The organism is Propioniferax innocua (assembly GCF_006716235.1).
Classification (GTDB): Bacteria; Actinomycetota; Actinomycetes; order Propionibacteriales; family Propionibacteriaceae; genus Propioniferax; species Propioniferax innocua.
Genome location: NZ_VFOR01000002.1, coordinates 203,656 through 227,533, shown reverse-complemented (window position 1 = coordinate 227,533; position 23,878 = coordinate 203,656). Strand labels below are relative to the sequence as shown.

16 protein-coding genes and 1 tRNA gene are annotated in these 23,878 nt (G+C 66.6%); 9 read left to right on the top strand and 8 right to left on the bottom strand.

Going from position 1 to position 23,878, the window contains the following annotated elements; genetic code table 11:
- Positions 1–9 precede the first annotated feature (9 nt).
- Positions 10–83: transfer RNA gene (locus FB460_RS07720), tRNA-Lys, on the top strand.
- A 63-nt stretch (positions 84–146) separates the two neighbouring features.
- On the opposite strand, the gene FB460_RS07715 is transcribed toward FB460_RS07720, so the two are convergent.
- From FB460_RS07715 to FB460_RS07705, 3 genes are all read right to left on the bottom strand, one after another.
- Positions 147–1,388: a hypothetical protein gene (locus tag FB460_RS07715; RefSeq protein ID WP_142093569.1), complete on the bottom strand. Its 1,242-nt coding sequence runs from the start codon at positions 1,386–1,388 to the stop codon at positions 147–149.
- 185 nt (positions 1,389–1,573) lie between these two features.
- Entirely contained in the window at positions 1,574–2,194 is a 621-nt protein-coding gene (locus FB460_RS07710; protein WP_142093568.1) for a hypothetical protein, read from the bottom strand.
- Positions 2,195–2,283: 89 nt separating this feature from the next.
- On the bottom strand, positions 2,284–3,999 hold the full coding sequence (locus tag FB460_RS07705; protein WP_170210004.1) for a M15 family metallopeptidase: 1,716 nt from the start codon (positions 3,997–3,999) through the stop codon (positions 2,284–2,286).
- Between the two features lie 190 nt (positions 4,000–4,189).
- Here FB460_RS07705 and FB460_RS07700 point away from each other — a divergent pair, with 190 nt between their 5' ends.
- Positions 4,190–5,659 (top strand): CYTH and CHAD domain-containing protein, encoded by a 1,470-nt coding sequence (locus FB460_RS07700; protein ID WP_142093566.1) that lies wholly within the window; start codon positions 4,190–4,192, stop codon positions 5,657–5,659.
- 71 nt (positions 5,660–5,730) lie between these two features.
- Here FB460_RS07700 and putP read toward each other — a convergent pair whose 3' ends face one another.
- Positions 5,731–7,299 carry a sodium/proline symporter PutP gene (gene putP / locus FB460_RS07695; RefSeq protein WP_142093565.1) on the bottom strand — a complete coding sequence of 523 codons (1,569 nt, stop codon included), beginning with the start codon at positions 7,297–7,299 and terminating at the stop codon, positions 5,731–5,733.
- A 38-nt stretch (positions 7,300–7,337) separates the two neighbouring features.
- The gene (locus FB460_RS07690) at positions 7,338–11,867 is read right to left on the bottom strand and encodes an ATP-dependent helicase (RefSeq protein ID WP_142093564.1); all 4,530 of its coding nucleotides are present in this window, start codon (positions 11,865–11,867) and stop codon (positions 7,338–7,340) included.
- A gap of 398 nt (positions 11,868–12,265) precedes the next feature.
- Between FB460_RS07690 and FB460_RS13050 the strand changes: the two genes are divergently transcribed.
- The 3 genes from FB460_RS13050 to FB460_RS07680 all read left to right on the top strand — a co-directional run bounded on the left by FB460_RS13050 (position 12,266) and on the right by FB460_RS07680 (position 14,216).
- Positions 12,266–12,811 carry an SAV_6107 family HEPN domain-containing protein gene (locus FB460_RS13050; RefSeq protein ID WP_211345906.1) on the top strand — a complete coding sequence of 182 codons (546 nt, stop codon included), beginning with the start codon at positions 12,266–12,268 and terminating at the stop codon, positions 12,809–12,811.
- A 133-nt stretch (positions 12,812–12,944) separates the two neighbouring features.
- The gene (locus FB460_RS07685; protein ID WP_170210002.1) at positions 12,945–13,655 is read left to right on the top strand and encodes a class I SAM-dependent methyltransferase; all 711 of its coding nucleotides are present in this window, start codon (positions 12,945–12,947) and stop codon (positions 13,653–13,655) included.
- Between the two features lie 156 nt (positions 13,656–13,811).
- Positions 13,812–14,216 (top strand): DUF3040 domain-containing protein, encoded by a 405-nt coding sequence (locus FB460_RS07680; protein ID WP_142093562.1) that lies wholly within the window; start codon positions 13,812–13,814, stop codon positions 14,214–14,216.
- A gap of 211 nt (positions 14,217–14,427) precedes the next feature.
- Here FB460_RS07680 and FB460_RS07675 read toward each other — a convergent pair whose 3' ends face one another.
- Genes FB460_RS07675 through FB460_RS07665 form a run of 3 tightly spaced genes read right to left on the bottom strand, consistent with a single transcriptional unit; the run spans position 14,428 to position 18,898 of the window.
- A complete protein-coding gene (locus FB460_RS07675) occupies positions 14,428–16,695 on the bottom strand; it encodes a transglutaminase TgpA family protein (RefSeq protein ID WP_142093561.1) in 2,268 nt (755 codons plus the stop codon).
- On the bottom strand, positions 16,695–17,942 hold the full coding sequence (locus tag FB460_RS07670; protein ID WP_142093560.1) for a DUF58 domain-containing protein: 1,248 nt from the start codon (positions 17,940–17,942) through the stop codon (positions 16,695–16,697). Before FB460_RS07670 ends, FB460_RS07675 begins: the two co-directional genes overlap by 1 nt.
- The gene (locus FB460_RS07665) at positions 17,942–18,898 is read right to left on the bottom strand and encodes an AAA family ATPase (protein ID WP_211345959.1); all 957 of its coding nucleotides are present in this window, start codon (positions 18,896–18,898) and stop codon (positions 17,942–17,944) included. The genes FB460_RS07670 and FB460_RS07665 overlap by 1 nt, the downstream gene beginning before the upstream one ends.
- Before the next feature lie 498 nt (positions 18,899–19,396).
- Here FB460_RS07665 and mraZ point away from each other — a divergent pair, with 498 nt between their 5' ends.
- From mraZ to FB460_RS07645, 4 genes are all read left to right on the top strand, one after another.
- On the top strand, positions 19,397–19,825 hold the full coding sequence (gene mraZ, locus FB460_RS07660; RefSeq protein ID WP_142093559.1) for a division/cell wall cluster transcriptional repressor MraZ: 429 nt from the start codon (positions 19,397–19,399) through the stop codon (positions 19,823–19,825).
- A 301-nt stretch (positions 19,826–20,126) separates the two neighbouring features.
- Positions 20,127–21,116, top strand: a complete 990-nt coding sequence (gene rsmH, locus FB460_RS07655; RefSeq protein ID WP_142093558.1) for a 16S rRNA (cytosine(1402)-N(4))-methyltransferase RsmH — start codon at positions 20,127–20,129, stop codon at positions 21,114–21,116.
- Complete coding sequence (gene ftsL / locus FB460_RS07650) at positions 21,113–21,904, top strand: cell division protein FtsL (RefSeq protein ID WP_142093557.1); 792 nt, start codon at positions 21,113–21,115, stop codon at positions 21,902–21,904. The genes rsmH and ftsL overlap by 4 nt, the downstream gene beginning before the upstream one ends.
- Positions 21,905–22,149: 245 nt before the next feature.
- The gene (locus FB460_RS07645) at positions 22,150–23,838 is read left to right on the top strand and encodes a peptidoglycan D,D-transpeptidase FtsI family protein (RefSeq protein WP_170210000.1); all 1,689 of its coding nucleotides are present in this window, start codon (positions 22,150–22,152) and stop codon (positions 23,836–23,838) included.
- Positions 23,839–23,878: the final 40 nt, after the last annotated feature.

Below are 23,878 nucleotides of genomic sequence, written 5' to 3'. Positions count from 1 at the left end.
GCTGTCCGGGCCCCTATAGCTCAGTTGGTTAGAGCAACGGACTTTTAATCCGTGGGTCCTGGGTTCGAGTCCCAGTGGGGGCACCGAATGGCACTCTGCCCAAGACATGTCCCTTCGCCCGGGGCAGGCCCGAGCGAAGGTCAGCGTCACTTGCGTTCGGAGAGCGTGCCGCCCTCGAACTTCTGCGACCAACCCCATGAGTGTTCGACCTCATCGGCGATCGGGTAGCCCAGATGTCCGTGCATGGCGTCCTGTTCAAACCACTGGTCGGCGATGTGTCCGGTCACGGCGAAGGCTCCTCGGTGCGGCGTCCACGCGATGATGCCGTAGCCGAACTCCTGCACACAGCCACCTTGGGGGAGGCCGCAGTATTCGCGGTCGAGCGCATAGCTGAGCTCGCCCCCGAACTCATCGTATTTGGCCCCGATGGCACCCCAGACCGGATGACTCCAGTACTCCGGCGTCCAATGGATCGCACCACCGGTGAAGAACTGGTGGCAGCCGACCCCGGCTTCGCAGTTCTCCGCGCCGATGGGGTAGCCGAGTTTGCCGTTCTCCCAACCTGTCGCCTCGTAGGTGCTGCGGATCGCACCCCACACCGGGTGCGCGCCGGCGTGACGCTGCCAGTAGATCAGGCCGCCTTGGAATTCCTGGACGCAGCCGCCGTCCTTCAACCCGCAGCGTTCACCCGAGATGGGGTAGCCGAGCTTCCCGGTCTCCCAGCGCGCCCAGTCGTAGGCGCCACGAATGGCTCCCCACACGGGATGTGCGCCGGTGCGCGGCGTCCAGTACATGAGGCCGCCCTGGAAACGCTGGAAGCAGCCGCCGTCCTTCAGGCCACAGAACTCGCCGGAGGTGGGGTAGCCCAGCGTCGAGGTCTCCCACCGCACCGAGGCATAGCGTTCGGCGATCTTGCCCCACACCGGGAATGCCCCGGTGCTGGGTGTCCAGTAGATCAGACCGCCCTCGAAGCGCTGGACGCAGCCGCCGTCTTTGAGGGTGCAGTCCTCGTCGGAGGTGGGGTAGCCGAGTCGGCTGGTCTCCCAGCGCACTTCGGCGTAGGCCTGCCCGATGGCACCCCGCACGACGTGGAGGCCGGCGGGGGAGGAGTAGATCAGACCGCGCTCGTAGCGCTGGACGCACCCGTCACGCCGCAGGGTGCAGTCGGCGGATGCATGGAGCTTGCGGCCCAGAGACCCGTGGGTCCTCGAGAACTCCTCAGCCTTGCGAGTGACGGCCTGATCGAGCTCGGCCTGATCGTTGGCGGGGGCGGCCGACGCGACCCCGGGTGGGCCGGCGACTGCAGCCACGCCGACCATCGCCGCCACTGCCATGGTGGCCAACAGTGAACGGATCCGTGACGTACGGATGCGGGATGACAAAGACATGGTGGTTCTCCCTCAGTGCGGCGACGCCCGGGAAGACCTGCCAATGCCCATGCGCTGACAGGGGGCGCAACCTGAGGATCATCTCAGGCTATCTTCGGAGTCCAATCAGCGAGACGCGCCGTCTGAGATGCAAGTGTGACCTTCTGCCCGGGCTCGATGCCGTGTGGAGATGCCCAGCGGCCCCTTCAGCGACCGATCGCGTCGTGCGCTGCGGCCATCATCGGGGCGTGATCCACCTTTTCGCCAAGACCGATCAGCAGGACCCGGTCCACCTCGGTGATGGCCACCTCGGTGTACATCACGTCCAGATTTCGACGATAGGTCGCCTCGTTCTCGGTCGCCATGAGGTCGGACACCGGGGTTGCGCCATCGGGCCCGCACTGCTGCAGCCGTTCGGTGAACAGGCCGAACCATGTGCCGGCCGCGTCGGCGTCGGGGAACTGCATGGTCACGGCCATGCCGAGGTTGCCATCGGGATCGATGTAGGCGCCGGCAAGGGCGTGGTTCGCGGCGGGTGCGTCCACGGCTTCCTGCATGTCGCCGCATGCCGGAAGTGCCTCGAACGACGCGACCGGGCCCTCGGTCTCGGCCACCCACGTGCCGTTCGGGGCACCGATCTGGCGGGCCGCGCTGGCGTCCCCCCGATAGTCGAGCACCTGCTGGGGGAGCGAATCCTCCGTCAACGGACCCGACGCGGTGGCCAGCGGAGATTCGAGGTCACCGGTCGGGCGAGGCTCCTGCGGCCCCGTATCGGTTTCCTCCGCGCCGGGTTCATAGGAGACCTCGGACGTCGGGGGTGGAGGCATGGACGGGTCTTCGGTCGGTTCACCCGAGCCGCCACACCCCGTCGCGGTGACAGCCGCGGCGGCAACGGCCGCCAGTAGCCCCCGCCGCATCACAGCTGGAAGTGGTGGTAGTCCTTGCTGGCCCACCAGCCGCCCCAGAAGAAGCCGTTGTCGATCAACGCGCGCGACATCGGATCATGCGAGGTGAAGACGCCCTTGCCGTGGCGCTGCTTGATCCACTTGGTGCCGTTCTCGGGCCACCACTTGCGGCCGTCGAAGTACGGGTTCTGCACCGGATTCACATCCAAGGCCGTGCCGTAGGCGTGCGGGCTCTGGCGATACGGATTGCCGACCACCGGACGGCAGTTGAACGCCGAGGTGTTGTTGTCCCGCATCATGGCCGGATCGCTGCCTTGGTAGTGGTCGGGGTTGCGCATCTTCTCCACGGGGAAGGACGCCCAACCGCCGGCGGAGAGTCCATTGGTGTAGTTCCCGGTGCGGCCGGCGCGCACCACGAGCTGACCGCGGTGGATGCGGCCGTCATAGCCCAGATGGTTCATCTCGATCACGCGCAGGTTGGACGGTCCGACAGGGCAGCCCGAGCGGTAGGTGTGCCGCACGTCGCCGGAGGTCGCGTTGCGGATGTACACGTTCGCACGGGCCTGCGTGCGGTACGTGCCGTTGTCCATGTAGAGCAGGCGACCGTTCGTGAAGTCCTGCCCCCAACCGTCCTTGAAGCGCCATTCGTTGCTGGTCGGGAAGCCCAGGTCGCCACCTTCCCAGTTGCGGCGTCCATACTCCTGCAGGAGCTTGCCGTAGACGGCATGGGCTCCGGTGCCCGGCGTCCACACGATGATGCCGCGCTGGAACCGGCTGACGCGGGCGCCGTTCTGTCCGGTGAACTCATCGGAGACCGGGGCGCCCAGAGCCCCGCCCTCACCGCCGAGGCGGTGCCACGTCTCACGGATCTTGCCGCGCACCTCGTACGTTCCAAGGCCCGGGGTCCAGATGATCGTGCGCGGGCCGTCCGGCCCCTGGAACCAGTTGAGCCGGGAGACGCCGCGGTTGTTGCCGCTGAACTCGTCGGTCGTGGGGTAGCCGTACTTCTCGGCGCCGAGGCTGCGCCACTTCTTGTGGATCTCTCCGTACACCGCGTGGGCGCCGGCGTTGGGGTGCCACATGATCGTCGCGTTGCCCTTGAACCGGTTGTAGTAGGTGCCGCGAGCGCCCTTCGACTCACCGGACACGGGGATGTCGAGGTGGCCGTGCTCCCAGCGGTAATCGCCGTACTTCTTCAGGATCTGTCCCACCAGGTGCGTCGCCCCGACATCGGAGCGCCAGTAGATGTTGCCGCCCTGGAACCGCTGCACCAGCACCTTGCGGCCAGCTACGAACTCATCGGACACCGGGCGACCGAGCTGCCCCTTCGCGCCACCGAGCTTGTTGTAGTGCGCCAAGATCGCACCCTTGACGACGTGACGCCCGATGCGCACCTCGCCAGCCTTCGCCTGTGGCGTCACGGTCGGGGTCGGGGTGGGCGTCGGCGTGGGGGTCTGCTCGTCGGGCGTGACCACGTCGGATGGGGTCGGGGTCTCGGGGGTGGGGGTGGCGGTCGCGTCATCGGGTTGTGCGTCCTCCGAAGCCGAGGGGGTGGGTCCCTGATCCAGCTGCGGTTCGGCAGGAGTGGCGGTGACGCTCACCGAGGGGGTGGGAGTCGGTGTGGGCGTCGGAGTTGGCGTCGGTGCCCCCGAAGCCACCGGCGCCAGGGCACCGGAGAGCGACAGGCTCAACCCGAGCATGGTCAGAAACACGGCGATGCGCTTCACAAGGTCCTCCGAACGATGTGCTGTTCTCCCAGAATGACCGTTCGCAGCCTAGCCTCCGCGATGAGGGAAGTCTAAGGGTGAGTGAAAACTCATCGGATCGACGCCCGTGGGCCCGCCGAGCAGCCCCCGGGACGGTTCTGGGCATCATCCGGGACAATGGGGGCCGGTACACGAGTCCAAGGATGGAGCGATGAGCGAACAAGGTGAACGTGCGTTGGAGGTCGAGCGCAAGTACGCCCTCCCCGAAGGTGTGGAGATGCCCGACCTGCGCGAATTGGGGTCGATCTCCGAACCCCGTACCGACACCCTCGTGGCCGATTATCACGACACCGCCGAGCTGACGCTGTCTGCCGCACGCACCACGCTGCGTCACCGCAGCGGAGGAGCTGACGCCGGGTGGCACCTCAAGACACGTGCGAAGGGGGACGCCCGGCACGAGGTGCGTCTGCCCGGAACCAGGCGTCACGTGCCCGCCGAGCTGCGTGCAGAGGTCGCCGAGGTGCTCCAGACACGAGCCCTGCTCCCGGTGGTGCGATTGATCACCACCCGCACGACCACCGAACTGCTCGACGATGCCGGTGTGGCTCGTGCCGAGATCGTCTTCGACGAGGTCGACGGGCGAGTGCTTCGTCCTGGTGTGAACCGTCACGTGCAATGGGTGGAGGCCGAGGTCGAGTTGGTGGGGGACGAACCGGAGGAGACCTTCGCCGATGTGGAGAAGGTGCTGTTCGGCGCCGGACTGCAGCGTTCACCGTGGGCGTCGAAGCTTGCGCATGTGCTCGATGGTGTTGAACCGGCCACGCGACCGGACATGGACGCTCCGGCGATCCGTGCGGTCGCCTGGGTGATGGGGACCCACGTGGGGCGTCTGCAGTCACTCGAAACAGGCGTGTGGGAGGACGCCCCGGATGCGGTGCATCAAGCGCGGGTGGCCGCCCGGCGGATGCGGAGCATCCTGCAGATCTTCGGATCGGTGTTCGAACGGGACCGACAGCGGGCGCTGCGTCAGGAACTGCGATGGGCCGGCGCCATGCTCGGGGGAGCCCGTGACGCCGAGGTGCTCATCGAGGAGTTCTCGAACCTGCTGGACGGGCTCGACTCCGATCAGATCGTCGGCCCTGTGCATGATCGCATCATGGATGGCCTCCGTGCCCGGCACGGTGACGCCCACACCGAGGTGCGTGGTGAGCTCACCGGAGAACGATGGGATGGACTGCTGGCCGAACTCGCCGAATTCGTGGCCGATCCGCCGTCCGGGAAACGCAGTGGGCGAGCCGATGACGTGCTCGTCGCGCTGGCGCAGAAATCGGTGAACCGTGTGCAGGAACGCTTCGAGACCGCCAAGGCCGACCCGGAGGAGGACGAGAACTGGCACGACGTCCGTAAGGCCGCCAAGGCCGCCCGTTACGCGTATGAGCTGCTCGCCGAACTCGGGCACGAATCGGCCGAGGACGAACGCAGGAAGTGGAAGGCCGTCGCCAGCACTCTGGGGGAGATGCAGGACGCTCGGCTGCTCGCCGATGAACTCGAGGTCTTCGAACAGCAGGCACGCGACGCCGGTGAACCCCTCGAGACCTACCGGACCCTGGCCGGGAGACTCGCCACCATGCACGACGAGGCATTGAGCACCGGAAGAAGGCTCGTCACTGAACTGATCTGAGAAACCGCTCCGAGCAGTAGGGCTGAGAACTCATCTGTGCCGGGTGCTCGAGTGAGCACCCGGCACAGGGGTCACGCCTGTGTGGCGTCGGTCTGCTTCACCTCGCTGTGCAGGAGCTCGAGCATCTTGTCGAACTCCGCATCGATCTTGGGCTGCTCCTCCGGCTTGGCCTTGGAGACCACGAGGCCGAGGATCAGCGACACCGCGAAGCCCGGAAGCAACTCGTAGACCACCGCATCCAGGCCGAAGATCTTCCACAGGGCTACGGTCAGCGCACCACCGATCATCGCGGCGATGGCACCCGGGCCGGTGAAGCGTCGCCAGAACAGCGACAACACCACGACCGAGCCGAAGGACGCACCGAACCCGGCCCAGGCGAATCCGACGAGGTCGAGGATCGAGGAATCGGGGTTCCACGCCAGCGCGATGGCGATCACCGCGACGAGGCCGACACCGGCTCGGCCGAGCCACACCTGGCGTCGGGGGCTCATCTTCAGGTCGTCGCCGAGGACCATCTTGGTCAGGTCCTCCACCAGTGCGGAGGAGGAGACGACCAGCTGGGAGGAGATCGTGGACATGATCGCGGCGAGCACCGCAGCCAGCACCAGACCGGCGATCACCGAGGGGAACAGCTGCTGGGCCATGTCGAGGAACACCGTCTCGCCGTTCTCGGTGTCGGTGACGGTCAGGGCGTCGCGCTGGCCGATGTAACCGATGCCGACGATGGCCGAACCGATCGCTCCGGCGACACACAGCGCCATCCAGCCGATGCCGATGCGGCGTCCGGTCACGGCATCGCGCATGTCGCGCAGAGCCATGAACCGCACGATGATGTGGGGCTGCCCGAAGTAGCCCAGACCCCAGGCGAACAGGCCGAGAACCGTGATGAAACCGCCACCGGCCTCCATATCGAACAGATTGAACGAACCGGGTTGAGCCTCGTTGACATTGCTGACGACCTCGCCTGGGCCACCGGCGATGAACAGCGCCACGATCGGCACCAACAGCAGCGCCAGGAACATCAGCACACCTTGGAAGAAGTCGGTGTACGAGGCGCCGAGGAACCCGCCCACCAAGGTGTAGGCGATGGTGACCCCGGCCACCACGAGCATTCCGGCCATATAGCGCGAACCGTCGTCGGAGAGGCCGAGCGACGACAACACGTCACCGAACGCCGAGACCGTGAACTGGCCACCGGCGACGAAACCCGAGGAGACATAGAAGGTGAAGAACACCAAGATCACCAGGCCGGCGATGACGCGCAGAGCCCGGCCGCCGGTGGCGAAGCGGTTGTCGAGGAACGAGGGGATCGTGATCGCATTGCCCGAGACCTCGGTGTAGATACGCAGTCGAGGGGCGACGATCTTCCAGTTCACCCACGCGCCGAGCGTCAACCCGATCGCGATCCAGGCCTGAACCAGTCCACCCATGTAGATGGCGCCGGGGAGTCCCATGAGCAACCAACCCGACATGTCGGACGCCCCTGCTGACAAGGCGGCCACGGCGGGTGGAAGGTTGCGGCCTCCCAACATGTAGTCCTGCATCGTTCGGGTGCGCTTGGTGGCCCAGACGCCCACCGCAATCATTCCTGCGAAATACAGGAGCATCGCGATGATCTTCACAACTGTGTCGGGAGACATGCTTCTCTTTCAGTGTGGGATTGTTCGGCTGGGTCAGACTAACCGGAGAGACCCCCGCTTTGGCTACTTGCGCGTAGTCTCAGGCCGCTCGGGGAGATCACGAAACCGGCCTCGAGGAAGGCATCTGCGAATGTGGAGCCGAGAGCCGACTCGCCGTTGATCGTGTCCAGACGCGCGGAGGGAATCCGGCCTGCCCGGGCCGCAGCCACCCAGACACCGGCCGCAGTCGGGACATGGGCGGGGGAGAGAACCACCGCCGATCGTCCGCCACGTTCGATGAACAGCGCCGCCGTGCCCTCGACGATGGCGACCATGGCGCCTGCTCGGCGCGCCGGACGCGGGGCACCGGTGGTCTTGGGCCACGGCAACGCCGCACCGAACGGGTTGGCCGGGTCGGTGGCCGCCAACAGGCGTGGTGGGGCGCTTGCATGGCGGAAACCGCGCAATGCATCCACGGTTGCCGAGGTGGCGAACTGTGCCGCGCCGAGCCCCTCGACGAAATAGCCTCGCTGTGCCAGGCCCGCGTCCTCGAATTCGCGCAGAACCCTGTACACCAGTGCGAACCCGCCCGCCACCTGCTCGGTGCGCACGGCATCGCGAGTGACGATGCCGTGACGGTGCAGCAGGATCTCGCCGAGGGCCTGCCCGTGCTCGGCAACCGCGCCAGGACCAGCGGGATCGGTGTTCGTCACGTCCATGCGGGGCAGACGCGTCCAGCGTCCGGCCACCCGTGGGCCGCCGGACTGCATCCGCCGCGCCTGCGCCATCTGTGCTGCGGAGGTGCGTCCCAGCCGGAGGCGGTGTCGTCGGGTTGGGGCCGAGCGAGCAGAACGTTGCGGTTGCAGCATGGCGCGCACCGGGGCGAATGAGTCCGGGGTGGTCAGACCGGCCCACCACAGGTCGAGGAGCTGTTCCTCCCATTCGGCCGTGGTGTGATCGTGCCCCTCGGCCCGGGCACGTTCCACGATCTGGGTGAAGAACAGCCCGCCTTCATCGAGGAAGGGAGCCAGTTTCGGTTCGACATCCGGTGGACGCTGGCCCAGCGTCAACGGTGCGATCTCGGTCGGGTGCAGGCTCACCCACCCATCACGGCGTCCGGAACGACGGTGACCACAGGCCACGACATCACCCGACGCGATCAGATCGTCGAGCATCTGCGGTCGATAGTCGGGCACGCGGGCCGGAAGGATCAGGCTCTCCCACGCCGATGCGGGCAGCGCGACCCCGGCGAGTTGCTCGATGGCCGCGAAGGTTCCGTCGACGCCATGCTCGGCGCCGAGCCGATGATGTACGGCGAGGAACTCCGCCAGCGCGCGTTGTTCCACCGGTTCGATCTGGGCACGGGTGGCGGCCAGACTGCGGGCGCGGATTCGCCGCAGCACCCCGGCGTCGCAGAACTCCACCCCGGCAGCGGCTCGGAACTCTCCTCGCACCACATCACGGCGGATGCACAACTGCTCCAGCCCGGCCCGCACCACCGCCTGTCCGAGCCCGAGTGCCTCGGCGGCCGTGGCCACCGAGAAGGGTCCGTGGGTCCGGGTGTACCTCCTGAGCAACGCGGCGATCGGATCGGCCGCGACCGGGCCGGGCGTCGCTTCGACGGGCAGGGCGACGCCCACCGCATCATGCAGCGTCGCCAGGTCGTCAGTGGCGGCGAACCGTGTGCGTCCCCCGATCTCCACGGGCCAGGCTCTGGCCGAGTTCGGGCGGTCACCCGCGAGGCCGGCCTCCAACACCGCATCATCGACGCAGCGTGCGGCGATCTCATCCCTGGTCAGGGGGCCGAGAGTGCGCAGTAGATCGGTGACCTGATCGGCGTTCCGTGCGTGACGCTCGGGTGCCAGATGCTGCAACTCGCGTTCCACCTCGTCGATCACCGTCGGATCCAGCACCTCGGCCAACCGGGCGGTGCCGAGTAGCTGGGCCAACAGATCGGGGTCCAACGACAGCAACGCCGCCCGCTTCTCGGCCAGGGGCGTGTCGGCGTCGTACACGAAGTTCCCCGTGTACTCGAACAACAACGCATGTGCGAAGGGCGATGCGCTCTCGCGCTCGACCTCGGTCACCTCGATGCGGCCGACGCCGAGCCCCTCCATCACACGGCGCAACGCCGGGAGATCGTAGACGTCACCGAGGCATTCACGTGCGGTCTCGACGCTGATCGGGAAGTCGGGATGATGACGGGCGACCTCCAGCAACTGTTTCGCGCGCAGACGCTGCTGCCACAGCGGTGCCCGAGCGCCGGGGTCGCGGCGTGGCAGCAGGAGCGCACGTGCCGCGCATTCACGGAAACGAGACGCGAACAGGGCAGAGGATGCGACCCCGGTGCGGGTGATCTCATCGATCTCGTCGGCTTCGAAAGCGATCAACGACGCCACATCGACCTCCCCATCGGGCAGGCGCAGGACGAAACCGTCGTCCCCGGCGACCGGCACCGGGTCGATCCCCGTGGCGTCGATGAGCCGAGCCGCGATGGCTGCCGACCACGGCTGGTTCACCGCACGCCCCCACGGGGAATGGACCACGATCCGCCAATCGCCCAGGTCATCGCGGAGTCGTTCCACCACCACGTGGCGTTCATCGGGGATGACGCCGGTGGCGGCACGCTGGTCGGCGATGAGGGAGACCAGGTTGGTGAGCGCGTTCGTGTCGAGGTCGGGTGCTTCGGGGCCCGGCTCATGGAGCCGTCGAACAACCTCGCCCAACCGCTCGGCCGCTGCTGCAGGCCGCGAGAGCAGGTCCCCGTGCCAGAAGGGCAGACGCCCGGTGTGACCGGGGGCCGGGACCACCAGGACCCGCTCGTGGGTGATGGCCGTGACCCGCCAGCTCGAGGCGCCCAATGTGATGACATCGCCGATGCGCGTCTCGTAGACCATCTCCTCGTCGAGTTCGCCCACCCGCCGGGCGGCCTCATCCCCGGCGTCGAGGTAGACCGCGAACAGGCCCCGGTCGGGGATCGTGCCACCACTGGTGATGGCCACCCGCTGGGCTCCGCGGCGCGGCGTCAGCAGTCCGGTATCGGCATGGTCGACGCGGGCCCGCAGGTCGGGGAAATCCGTGGACGGGTAGGCCCCGCAGATCAACCCGAGGGTCCGATCGAAGGCCTCGCGGTCGAGGCCCCGGTAAGGCCCGGCGCGACGCACCATGTCGAAGCACTCCTCGACGTCCACACCATCGGGGTGGGCGGCCACGTGTGCGACGAGTTGCTGGGCCAACACATCCAGGGCATTGGGAACCATGGCGATGCGCTCGATGTCGCCGGCCCGCATCGCGTCGACGATCGCCGCACAATGAAGCACGTCGAGACGATGCAACGGATAGAAGGTCGAGCGGGAGACGGCATCGACGCTGTGCCCCGCACGTCCGGTTCGTTGCAGCGCCGAGGACACCGAGGGTGGGGCACCCATGTGGATGACCTCGTCGATGGCGCCCATGTCGATGCCGAGCTCCAGCGAACTGGTGGCCACGACACACCGCAACGTCCCGGCCTTCAGCGCCTGTTCGGTCTGCTGGCGTTCCTCCTTGCTCACCGATCCGTGATGCGAACGGGCGATCACCTCGGGTGGGTCGGCCATCTCATCTCGCGGCGTCATCAGCTGTGCGGGCAGGTGCCCCGAGCGGTCCACACGGTCGCCTCCGAGACGCTCGTGGTGCAGTTCGTTGAGCCGACTCGTGAGGCGCTCACAGGTGCGTCGTGAATTGACGAACACCAATGTGGAGCGGTTGGCCTCGATGCGATCGAGGAGGTCACCCTCGATGTGCGGCCACAGCGACCCGGCGGTCGGGAGCGCGGAATCGGTGATGTCCACCTGTTCGGGGAGCTCGGGCAGGTCGGTGAGGTCGTCGACGGTGACGCGGACGTTGAGATCCCACTTCTTGGTGGAAGGTGGGGTGATGGTGCGTACCGGCTGATCCCCGGCCAGGAACTGAGCGACCGTGTCGAGAGGCCGTACCGTTGCCGACAGGCCGATGCGTTGGGCGGGGCGTTCCAGAAGGGCGTCGAGTCGCTCGAGGGAGAGCGCCAGGTGGGTTCCGCGTTTGGTGGGGGCCACCGCATGGATCTCATCGATGATGACGGTCTCCACCGTCCTCAGGATCTCCTGCGCCCGGGAGGTCAGCATCAGATACAGCGATTCGGGCGTCGTGATGAGTACGTGCGGTGGGCGTCGCAGCATCCTGGCCCGGTCCGACGAAGGAGTGTCACCGGAACGGACGGCGGTGCGGATCGGCGGTAGCGCCGTCCCTGCGGCAGCGGCCCTTTCGCCGATCCCTTCGAGGGGTGCGGCGAGGTTGCGTTCGATGTCGACGCCCAATGCCTTCAACGGCGACACGTATAGGACGCGGACGCCTGCCGGGGCGTCCGGTTCTGCGGTGAGTTCACGGAAGAGCGAATCGAGTGACCACAGGAACGCCGCCAGCGTCTTGCCCGACCCGGTCGGCGCGACCACGAGGGAATGCTCACCCGAGGAGATCGCGTCCCAGGCCCCGATCTGCGCGGGTGTGGGCGCGTCGAAGGATTCGGTGAACCACCGTGCCACCGGTGCGCTGAAGCGGTCGAGGGAACCCACGTCGGGATTCTAGGCTTCTGCTCCTGCGTTTGGGCCCTGCGATCTGGTCACTGGATGCGGGTGATGTTTCAGCCTTGTCGGACAGGAGCCGGGCCGCCCCTGTGTGGCACAGCCATGGCGGGGTGTGGCACAGCCATGGCGGGGTGTGGCCAGAGCCATGGCGGGGTCAAGACCTGTCCTGGGGGTTGCTTTTTTGTCGTACCCCCTGCCTATAGTTGGACATGTTCGAACGCGTGTTCGATCGGCCTTGGGGAAGAGCCGTCGGACTGCGATCGAATGCATGGGCCGGCCCCGTCTGCGTATCGATCTCGACCCCGATGCGCAGACGGGGCTCCCGGGTCGAGGTGCCGCATCCCCACAGGTTGCAATCCAGAGGCCGTACCAGGAAAGGATTTCGCGTGGACGCCGCGGAACCCCTTGCTCAGACCCAGGGAGTCGTCATGTTCAGTTCGCCCAGCTCTCTTGCCGCTTACAACTCATCCGCGCCGGTTCCTGCAGAACCCGATGATTCCGTGACGCCCGCAGCCGACCTCCGACGGGCTCGAGCCGCCCTCCTCGCCGCGGAGTTGGCTGACTCGGCCTCCGAGAGGTATGTGGCAGCACATCGTGCAGCTCTGCAGGGAGCGGCAGCGGTGTTCCGGCTGCGAGGAAGAGGCGTGAGACGGCTTGGCCAGCCGGTACAGATGTGGCATCTCCTCGCGGTGCTGGCCCCCGAGCTGGGGGAGTGGGCAGGGTTCTTCGAACTGCTCCATCCCCGTGTCGCCGCTGTATCCGCAGGCGCCCGGGTGGGGCAGAGGCAGGCCGATGACCTTCTGCGGGACGCCGAGACCTTCCTCGACGACGTGGGCGCCATGCTCAATGACCATGCCCGTGGCGACGCCCCGCAACACGCGGGGATGCGGTTCCGGGCCGAGGCGCATCGTGAGGCAGGGCAGGGTGCCTGAATGCAGCTGGCTCCTGGGCCCTGCCTGCACTGCCCAAACCGTGACGCGCCAGCCCCGGGCATCCCAGATGACGGGAAATCACACTAGGCTGGCCCCGATGGGCCAACCACATCGAGGAGGAACAGTGACGGGCATGTACAACTCCGCGCGTTGGTCCGTCTCGCAGCAGTGGTTGATCACGCTGCTCGACGAACAATTCACCGAACACACCAGCGGCTCCCAGGTGGTGGTTGACCTCGGTGGCGGAACCGGGTCCATAGCTGCTCATCTGGCCCAGCATGGTCACGACGTGATGGTCATCGACCCCAGCCCCGATCAGCTCGCCAACACCGACAGACGCGCCCGGGAGATGGGTCTCACCGAACGGCTCACCACGCATCAAGGTGACACCGGCACCCTCTGTGAGGTCGTGGAGCCCCACAGCGTCGATGCCGTGCTGTGCCACCTGGTGCTTTCCGACGTCACCGACCGCGCTGGAACGCTGCAGAACATCGCCTCGGTGTTGCGACCAGGCGGTGTGGTCAGCCTGCTGGTGCGTCAGCCGTATCAGCGGATCCTCCGGCATGTGATCGACGGCGACCTCCGCACGGCCCGCGAACTGCTCGAGGACGACGGCTGGGTGCGACGCGAGGATCTGCTCGCCATGCTCGAGGCCGCCGATTTCACTGTTCTCTCCGAATATGGAGTCGGGGCGATCGCCGATGTCGTCAGCGCTGACGTCTCGACCCACGAGCTGCTCGAACTCGAACGGGCCGTCGCAAGCCGCGCCGAATGGATCACCGCCGCGTCCTCCCTGCATGTGATGGCTCGATCCGGGGCCGTCGATAAGACCGTCACGATCTGACCCCGGCCCCTGTGCCTTCCTTTCTCCACGTTCTGCCCTCGGTGCGTTGGACGGCACAGAGAAGTCTCGTCAACTGGTTTCGTCCGCGCCACGCGGCCATCTAGACTTGACGTGTCCCCACCGTGGGGAGCATCACGGACGTGTTGGAGGTGTCGAGTGGCCCTGTCCGAAGAGGAACAGCGACTTCTCGAGCAGATGGAGAAGGCCCTCACCGCTGACGACCCCAAACTCGCGCATACCATGCGCGGCGATCACACCCCGAGGGTTCTTCGTCGTAAGCAGGCCGTTCTGGCCGGATTCGGCTTCTTGGCCGGAGTGCTCCTCCTGATCGGCGGCGTCGCCATCAATGGCGGGGCATTCTGGTTCATCAGCGTCATCGGCTTCATCCTCATGCTCGCCGGTACCGTGTTCGGTCTCCGTGCCTACCAGCCGGCATCCGAATCCGAGCAGCCGACGCCCCCCTCGCGGTCCCGCGTCGGGCAGGGCGGTGGCTCCGGAAGCGATGCGTTCATGAGCAAGATGGAAGAACGCTGGCGTCGCCGTCAGGGCGAGGATCGCTGAACCACCTGAAAAAACCGGCTGACGGCGACCCGGCTGAGGACGCCCCAGCGCCGCGACCCCACCGCATGGGATCGACACCTGCGGGATGGATACGGGCGGGATATACGGGGATCTCGCACGACGAACAGGCATCAATACGGAAGGCCCCTGAAATACGGAAGGCCCGGAGCGCACGCTCCGGGCCTTCCTCATCATCGGCTCCGTCACACCGTCACGACTTCCTGCCGAACAGTCCCAGCCACAGTGAACGGGGCCACCAGTTGGCGGCGAATTTGGTCGACAGATCCTGATCGTGGAGCAGGCCGCGTCGGACGTCCTGCGCAATGGCGGCCAGATCGGCATTCACCGAGTTGGATCGTGCGTACCGCTGCCGTTCGACGATCAGCGACAGTACCTCCATGGCTCTGGCCGACTGGGTGTCCAGCCGTTCGCCGACGAGTTTGCCGATCACGCGTGGGGAACCGGTGGGCCAGTTCTCTCCGGCGTCCAGGACGGAATCACGCACCTCGGCCCACGCACCTTCGACGCGTTGATCCATGTCACCGGTGGTGGCCAGACGATGCAGGCGGCGTCGACGGCGGATCAGGAAGGGGATCGAGACGAACAGAGCCAGACCTGCCACGACGCCGACGACGAGCCCGATGAACACCAGCGTCTGCACCCAGGCGGGGCTCTCCGGGGGGTCGACCGGTCCGGGCAGCGGGGCGTCAGGCTTCTCGGACGGAGTGGGGGTCGGGGTGGGGGAGGGGGACCCCTCCTGAGTCGGCTCGGGCGTTTCGCCCTGGCCGTTCCCTTCCTCGGACCCCTGGCCCACCACGGTCCACGATGGTGCCACGCCGACGCTCGGTGTCGGTTCGAAACGCACCCAGCCGTAGCCTTCGAAGTACAACTCGGGCCACGCGTGGTAGTCGCGAATCGACACCACGTGGTCATCACCCTGCTTCTCCCCGGGCAGGAAACCGACGGCCACGCGTGACGGAATACCCGCCAGGCGTGCCAGTACGGCCATGGATCCGGCGAACTGCTCGCAGTAGCCCTTCTTGTCGGTGAACAGGAAGTTCTGCAGGGCGTCGTATCCGGTGCCCGGCTGCGGCTCGGTGGAGTAGGTGAACTCGTCCGAACGCAGATAACTCTGGATGGCGGCGGCCTTCAGCGCTGGCGTCGGCTGATCCGAGGTGAGCTGCTGCGAGAGCTCGAACAACTCCGGGGGCAGGTCCTCGGGGATGGGAACCGTGTAGCGCGCATCCGGTGGGTTTCCGGTCTGTGCTTGGGAAAGGCCTTGGCCGTCGGGCTGTACGTCGAGGCTCGAGACCGAATACTCAAGATCGCGGGTCGCCTCGGTTCGGTTGTCGCCGGTGGCCATGACCATCAGGGAGTCGGGGTCGTATTTCCATTCCCCGTCGACCTGCAGCTCCTGCGGGGCGTAGGGGGCGGGGAGGTATTCCGAGCCGAACTCGGTGACCTGGATCTGGGTGTTGATCGTGTCGTAGTCGACGCTCGTCACACCCGGCGGAGGATCCAGTGGCATGTCCCTGAGCTGGACGCCGGAGCTGTGCCATCCGGTGCCGTCGAAGGCGGGCAGGGAGGTCATGCGCAGATAGACGCCGTCTTCGGCCTCGGTGGAGTAGCGGATGACTTCGCGGTCCTCAGGCTGGTTGAGGTTGCGGCGCAGATCCAACGAGGGATCGGACATCGTCAGGGGGCCATCGGCGCCCTTGGGCTTGTCACGCGTCCATTCGCCATTCATGAGCACCGGAAGGGCCATGCCACCCACCATGGCAAGGACCAGAGCGGGCACCGCGATCAGTGCCGAACGCAGCGCCAGTGCGCCATTGGTGCGGTCGGTGTCTCGGCGACGCACACCGCGGGGCCACCATGCGGTGACATTGACGCCATCGGCGAGCAGGATGACCAGGTAGCCGCCGAACATCGCGGCCACGGTCCAGAACGGCGTTTCGTTGCGGAGCGTGAAGGTGGGGATGACCCACACCATCGCCAGCGGCAGCAGCGACCACGCCGGTCGTTGGATGGTCTGCACCATCACATCGGTGAGGATCGCGATGACGCCCATGAAAGTGGTGAACAGCAGTGTCACGCCGGCGTTGGGCTCCATGGGGGAGGCCTGCGACATGATGTGTTCGGATGCCTGCTCATACAGACCCCACCAGCCCGAGAAGATCCCGCCCTCGGTCTTGAGGGACTGCGCCACGGCGAGCAGGAAAGCCGTCATCAGGATGATCTGGACGATGAGCGTCATCAGGCTTCCCAATCGGAGCCTGCGCACCACCAGGGAAGCCATCGACAGCAGCGCCACGAGAGGGATGGTGAGCCACATGTAGCTCCATCCCATGACGAGCATCTTCAATGGCAGGGCCGCGAGGATGACGCCAAGACCGATGGCCACCGACGCGCGGTCGGAGGATGTGATGACCTGGGGTCGTGGGGGTGCCGGATTTGCGGCCCGTGCAGGACGTGCCATCAGACGAACTCTCCGATCCGCTCGAGATCCTTCCAGGCATCCCTGATCGGGGTGTCCCTGTCGACCTCCACCACGCGCCAGAGGTTGGAGCGCAACACTCCGACTGCCTTCTCGTGCTCGGTGCGGTGCTCCGAGAGAGTCGAGGAGAACGAGTCGACGTCGATGACGATGGCCAAGCCATGCGAATGGGAACGACGCGAACGCACGAGCGCATCGGCATCGGCCTGCGTGATGCGGCCCAGCACGGCCACGAGGACCTGCCCGGAAGTGTCGGAGCTGACGGCCCCGATGCCGGTCAGAAGGTTGGTCGAATCGGATGCCTTCAGGTCGGTGTAGGTCGAGATGATGTGACGCCTGCCCACCTGAGTGGTGGTGGACGAGGCCATGACCCCGTCGGCGTCGTACAGGCTGGCGTCGAAGGATTCGGCGACGAAGTGGCAGGCGATGGAGGCGGCGCAGGACACGGCGTACTCCATCGAGTTCCCGCGACCGACGCCGGCGTGAGCACTCGTGCGGTTGTCCACGAGGACGGAGACGCGGGGATCCCATGCCTGTTCCTCACGGCGCACCATCAGCTCACCGCGTCGCGCGGTGGAGCGCCAATGGACGCGGCGTACGTCATCACCGTGGCGGTACTCGCGCACCAAGACATCATCCTGGCCGGTGACGCCGAGCTTCTGCGGCCGGTGGTCGCCCGAGGTGCCACCACCTGCCACATTGCCCATGGATCCCAGGGGGTGGATACGGGGGGTCACCATGACCTCGGAGGTCAAGGAGAACTGGCGGTCGAATTTCACCATGCCGAACATGTCTGTGCTGCGCACCAGCAGGGGGCCCACGGTGAAGCGTCCGCGCTGGTGGCCGTGCAATGGGTAGTGCACATCCCGTGACCACGTGCCCCGCACCTGGTTGATCGTGAACCGGGGGCGGCGGCCGAGCTCGGGAGGCATGGCCTCCTCGAACATGAGAATGCCGGCTGACATCCGGCCCTTCTTCGACACCACCAGATGTGAGTCGAGCGTCTGGCCGATACTCATCTCGCCATGGGTGAACGCGCGTTCACACGACAGGCGAAGGCGGCTGCCCATCATGAACGCAAAGGCCACGATGGGCAGAAGGAACAGCACGAGCCCGGCCCACACCAAGCCGACGACACCCACGAGCATGCCGGTGAGGACGAGTGCGGGTCCGGTGATGAGGAACACCCGCCCACGTGAGGTGAGGCGGCTCCACGGATTGCGGCGCATCACTTCTCCGGCACGGGCACCGATCGCACCACCCCGTCGATGATGTCGGTCGCCGAGTGACGCTGGAGCTGGGCGTCGGTGGAGGGCAGTACGCGGTGGGCCAGCACAGGCGCGGCCAGGTGGGCTACGTCATCCGGGTTGACGTAGTCGCGTCCCTGCATGGCGGCGTAGGCCTTGGCCGCACGCAGGAGATGGAGTGCAGCACGAGGTGAGGCGCCCAGACGCAGGTCGGAGGAGTCACGTGTGGCATCGATGATGCCGATGAGATATTGGCGCACCGGGGGAGCGACGTAGACGTCCTTGACGGTCTCGATCAGTGCGAGGATCGTGCCAGCGTCGGTGACGGGCTCCAGATCCATGAGGGGGTCATGGGCGCCGTGGTGCTCGAGCATCTCCAGCTCGGCGCGCTGCGTCGGGTAACCCATCTCGATACGCGCCATGAAGCGGTCGCGCTGGGCCTCGGGGAGGGGATAGGTGCCCTCCATCTCGATCGGGTTCTGGGTCGCCACGACCATGAACGGCAGATCGAGTTCATAGGTGGTGCCGTCCACCGACACCTGGCGCTCTTCCATGGCTTCCAACAGAGCGGACTGCGTCTTGGGTGAGGCCCGGTTGATCTCGTCGCCCACCACGACGTTGGCGAACACGCCGCCGGGCTTGAACTCGAATTCGCGACTCTCCTGGTTGTAGATGGAGACGCCGGTGATGTCGGAGGGCAGGAGGTCAGGGGTGAACTGCAGGCGGCGTACCGAGCAGTCGATCGAGCGGCCGATCGCCTTTGCCAGCATCGTCTTGCCGACGCCCGGCACATCCTCCAGCAGCAGGTGCCCTTCGGCGAGCAGCACCATCAGCGCGGTGTCGACGCTTTCGCGCTTGCCCTCGATCACCGACTCGATGCCCGCGCGCACGCGATCGATCGTCTGCACCAGATCTTCGATGTTGTACTGCGGGGCCATGGGCCCTGCGCCGCGACGACCCATGGGGTTCGGGTCTTCCGGTCCGGCGTAGCTCGTAGTCAAGAGTCGGTCCTTCCGCAGATCTTGTCGTCGAGCCCGTTCGCGGGCGCCGACCGGCCCTCCGTGAACGGACGTGAAGGGCTTCTCGGCCCAAGTCCGTGCACACCTTACGCGTTTCGGGCGAAGATCACGATTCGGTGACGACGAAGTTCCCTGCTCTCCACCGCCCCGCCCCTGTTGCTCCACTTTCCTCCCCCTTTGCTCCCGTCGGTGCTCCCCATGGGGTGATTCGGTTGCTTTCGGGGCCTGTCGCCTCGCATGCCATGGCGCAACCCTCCACCCCGCCTTGACCGTGAAAAGCCTGTTCTTGTGGGACTTTTCGGGGATTCTCTGAAACTCTCCTCCTGAGGGTTGCGCGTTGTGGGGGAAAGTGGAGTACTGTGGAGCGCAGTGGAGCAGATCGACCGTGATCGCTGAGCTTGAGGGGGTGGGTGCACCGTGTTTCTCGGCACTCATGAACCGAAGCTCGACGAGAAGGGTCGTTTCTTCCTCCCGGCCAAGTTCAGAGAGCAACTCACCGACGGATTGGTCGTCACTCGGTCCCAGGACCGGTGTCTGGCCATCTACCCCGAGCAGACCTTCCGTGAGATGGCGCAGAAGATGGCTTCCGGGCCATCGACGGTGAAGGGGGTCCGCGACTTCCAGCGCATGCTGGCGGCCGGAGCCTCCAGTGAGGTGCCCGACAAGCAGGGGCGTCTCAGCATTCCGCCGGCACTGCGCGCGTATGCCGGCCTCGGCAAGGACATCGTCGTGGTCGGCGCGATCGACCGCATCGAGATCTGGGACCGCGAGGCATGGGAGACCTACTCCGCGGAGCAGGAATCGGTGTTCGCGCAGATGAATCACGAGGTCGTTCCGGGTGAGTGATCCTGCGGTGTGGCTTCGTCTCGAGGGACGGGCATCCTGACGCAACTTCCCCTGCGGCAGGCTGCACTTCCCGCCGGCCCTCGAGGCGAAACCTCATCGCAGGAGCCCGAGGTGGGTTGCTCGACTCGTACCTCCACGCCTGTGGAGGGTCGGTTCGGGGCATGCCTCGCCGATCACGAGGGACGGGCCCGGGCAGCCGGGCCATACGCACCAAAGATCGCGCAGACAGAGTAATCAGCGCTGGGGGAATCAGCGCCGGGGCGACGACCTGGCAGATGAATCGAGTGAACGAGGAGGGGGCATGACGGAGGAGACGCCGACGTCCGACGTGCACGTCCCCGTGCTGCTCGATCGGGTCGTGGAGCTCTGCGTACCCGCCCTCGCCGAACCCGGCGCGGTGCACGTGGACTGCACCCTCGGTCTTGGTGGACATGCCGAGGCCATCTTGGAGGCCTGTCCCGAGTCCCGGGTGATCGGATTCGACCGCGACCCGGACGCTCTGTCCCACAGCCGTCAGCGTCTGGCGCGCTTTGGCGACCGGGTGGAGTTCGTCCACGCGGTCTATTCGCAGTTCGCCGAAGCTCTGGCCGATCTGGGGGTCGCCGAGGTGTCCTCGGTGCTCGCCGATCTCGGCCTCTCCTCGCTGCAGATCGACACCATCGACCGAGGCTTCGCCTATCGGGTGGACGCGCCGCTGGACATGCGAATGGGGGACGCCGGTCCGACCGCCGCCGATGTGTTGAACACGTGGTCCGGAGCTGAGATACGACGCATCCTCACCACCTATGGCGAGGAGCGCCACGCTGACCGGATCGCCCGTGCGATCGTGGCAGCCAGGGAGGTCGAGCCCTTCACCACATCGGCCCGGCTGGTCGAGGTCATCGTGGAGGCGCTTCCCGCCGCGGTGCGGCACGCCACCACCGGTGGGCATCCGGCCAAGCGCACGTTTCAGGCTTTGCGCATCGCGGTCAACGATGAACTGGCCGCATTGGAGGCGCTGCTTCCGCAGGCGCTCGATGCCCTGGTGTCGCCCACGGCATCGACCCCGGGCGGGCGCATGGTCGTTCTGGCCTATCACTCGTTGGAGGACCGCCTCGTGAAGAACGCCTTCCGGGAACGCACGATCGATCGTGCACCCCGTGACCTCCCCGTCGTCCCGCCCGAGATGCGGGCCACCATGCAGCTCCTCGTCAAGGGGGCCGAGCGGCCGGGCAGGGCCGAGACCACCACCAATCCGCGTGCCGCATCGGCGCGGCTGCGGGCCATCGAGCGACTGGAGGCGGCAGCATGAGCGTGTCCCCACTTCCCACCACATCTGATGACCCCCGTGGCGGGGGAGCCCCCCTTCCGCCGTCTCGTCCACGACTCGCTCTCGTCCCGGCCAGCCAAGGGCGCATGGGGCGCGCATCATTCCTCGTCGTGCTCGGCGGTCTCCTCGTGGCCGGTCTTGTGGGGCTGCTGTTCCTGAACACGCATCTGCAGGCCCAGGCGATGCAGGCGAACGATCTGCGTGCCGAGGCGGTCGAGTTGAGCTATCGCGAAGGTGAGCTGAAACAGCAGGTCATCGAGGCGTCCTCCACCGGCGAGGTCACGCGCAAGGCCTCCAAGCTGGGGCTGCGCCCCAATGACCACATCGCCTTCGTGGACCTGCGTACCGGTGAGATCAGTGGCGATGTCGCGCCCTCCGATGGGAAGGCCCGGCCCGAATCGGTCATCCTGACGTCCGATGAGGAGGACGCGTCGCAGGAGTCCAAAGCGCAGGATTACGCCGATACCCGGCGGTCCGAAGCCGAGGACGCAGCAGCGGCGGCCCGGGAACGTGCTGAACAACTTCGCCCCCAGGGCGAGTCGTACCCGGCCAATCCGGGCGCCGACCAGCAGAATCAGGGGCAGGGTCAGCCGGAGAACCCGGCGTTCCCCGGATCGCCGGCACCGGACGGCCCGAGCAGTGGGCAGGTGCAGCCCGGTCAGCCGGGCCCCCCGCCCCCAGCACCTGAAGCGCCCGAACCCGGGCAGCAGGATCCGGCGCCGCAGGGCCCGGAGCAACAAGCGACCGAATTCGCCCGTGGAGGCCAGTGATGGCAGACGACCGCACACCGCGAGAGCGGTCACGCTCATCGAAGCGCGTGCGTTCCCTCGATGAGGCTCGCAGACGCCGAAACCGTTCCGGCGACGGCGCTTCGGGGTCGGCGAAGTCGCGGCGGTCGTCCCGTCATCCGTCCTCCCGACGCCCGTCCTCCCATCGCCCTTCCTCCCGGGGGTCGACCAGGCCTCCGACGCGACTGAAATTGGCCTCGGGCGTCTCCCGGTTGCAGGTGATGCTCGTGGCTCTGGCGATCGTGGTGTCGGTGTGTGCCGGTCGTCTGGTGCAGCTGCAGGTGCTCGACACCCAGGCCTATGCGGCGTCGGCAGAGGCCGCGATGACGCGATCGGTGCCATTGCCCGCGGAGCGGGGCGTTCTCACCGACCGCAACGGTGCGGTGATGGCGGTCAGCCAGCCTGCGATGGATATCACCTGTGACCCGACGCTCACCAGGGAGAAGGCCGATGAGATCGCGGCGTTGATGGTGGCCCACATCGGCGGGGACGCCGAGAAGTACAAGGAGGGCCTCACCAAGGAGGGCACGCGTTTTGCCTACGTGGCACGCAAGGTCCCTGCCGCGCAGTACGACCGTCTGGCTGCCGATCTGGCTGAAGCCCAGATCTACGGCGTCTTCCGCGAGTCGAGCCCGATCCGGACCTATCCCGAGGGGTCCAATGCGGCAGCGGTCGTCGGTTTCATCAACGGCCAGAACGAAGGCGTCGCCGGGCTGGAGATGCAGCTCGATGAGCAGCTGGCGGGTCAGCCCGGGCAGGAGGTCTTCGAAGCGTCACCGTCGGGGCAGCGCATTCCGCTCGGTCAGAACGTGTTGACGCCCGCGCAGAACGGCGTCTCCTATGAGCTGACGCTCGACACGCGCGTGCAGGCGGTGAGCGAGCGAAAACTCGCCGAGCAGGTGAAGAAGCACAACGCCGACTCGGGCGTCGCCATCACCATGGACGTCAAGACCGGCGAGGTCATCGCGATGGCCAACGTCCCGACGTTCGACAACAACCGCATCGAGGACGCCGACTCCGATGACATGTTCAACCGGAGCATCACCCAGGCGTTCGAGCCCGGGTCGGTGCAGAAGATCCTCACCATGGCCGCGCTCACCGATTCGGGAACCGTGGCTCCGCAGACGCGTCTGGTGATCCCGCCGTCGATCGAATCCGGCGGTGGCACCGTGCGAGACGTGGTGCAGCACAACTACGCCCAGATCACGGCGCGAGGAGCCTTTGCCTACTCGTCGAACATCGGCATGATCATGATGTCGCGCGAGATGCCCAAGGAGAGGATGCATCAGTACCTCTCCGACTTCGGGCTCGGACGCCCCACGGGTATCGAGCTGCCGGGCGAGGCCGCTGGTTCCCTCCCTCCTGCGGACATGGAGGATTACACCCGTGATCAGATCGCGTTCGGTCAGGGCGTGTCGGTGACCGCACTGCAGCAGACAGCCGCCATCGCGGGGATCCTCAATGACGGCGTGTACAACCAGCCGACGATCCTGCGCAGCGCGACCGATGCGAATGGGCAGGATGTGCCCATCAAGCGTGCCGAGCCGCGTCGGGTGGTCTCCGAGGAATCCTCGGAGATGGTGGCGTCGATGATGGAATCGGTCGTCGGTCCGGGCGGTTTCGCCACGAACGTCGCGATGGAGGACTATCGCACGGGAGGCAAGACCGGTACCGCTGAGAAGTATGACCCCGAAACCGGCGGCTACAACGGTTACACCGCGTCCTTCGTGGGCATGGCCCCGGCCGAGGATCCGCAGTACGTCACGTATGTGGCGATCGACAACCCCCGAAATGGACACACCGGCACCGCGGCAGCCGCTCCGGTCTATCACGACACGATGCGGACTGTTCTGGCGAATTATGGTGTGACGCCCTCCACGACGGAGGGCCCGACGGAGGATCAGCTCACGTGGTGACCGGATCGCCGGTGCACGTGCCGCGCATCGCGGTCAGGAT

Bases quoted from the DNA above. Each gene is read 5' to 3' on its own strand.
- rsmH (WP_142093558.1), top strand. From the start codon at position 20,127: ATGACGGAGGAGACGCCGACGTCCGACGTGCACGTCCCCGTGCTGCTC.
- FB460_RS07700 (WP_142093566.1), top strand. From the start codon at position 4,190: ATGAGCGAACAAGGTGAACGTGCGTTGGAGGTCGAGCGCAAGTACGCC.
- FB460_RS07675 (WP_142093561.1), bottom strand. From the start codon at position 16,695: ATGGCACGTCCTGCACGGGCCGCAAATCCGGCACCCCCACGACCCCAG.
- putP (WP_142093565.1), bottom strand. From the start codon at position 7,299: ATGTCTCCCGACACAGTTGTGAAGATCATCGCGATGCTCCTGTATTTC.
- FB460_RS07710 (WP_142093568.1), bottom strand. From the start codon at position 2,194: ATGCCTCCACCCCCGACGTCCGAGGTCTCCTATGAACCCGGCGCGGAG.
- FB460_RS07685 (WP_170210002.1), top strand. From the start codon at position 12,945: ATGTACAACTCCGCGCGTTGGTCCGTCTCGCAGCAGTGGTTGATCACG.
- FB460_RS07665 (WP_211345959.1), bottom strand. From the start codon at position 18,898: ATGGCCCCGCAGTACAACATCGAAGATCTGGTGCAGACGATCGATCGC.
- ftsL (WP_142093557.1), top strand. From the start codon at position 21,113: ATGAGCGTGTCCCCACTTCCCACCACATCTGATGACCCCCGTGGCGGG.
- FB460_RS07715 (WP_142093569.1), bottom strand. From the start codon at position 1,388: ATGTCTTTGTCATCCCGCATCCGTACGTCACGGATCCGTTCACTGTTG.
- FB460_RS07670 (WP_142093560.1), bottom strand. From the start codon at position 17,942: ATGCGCCGCAATCCGTGGAGCCGCCTCACCTCACGTGGGCGGGTGTTC.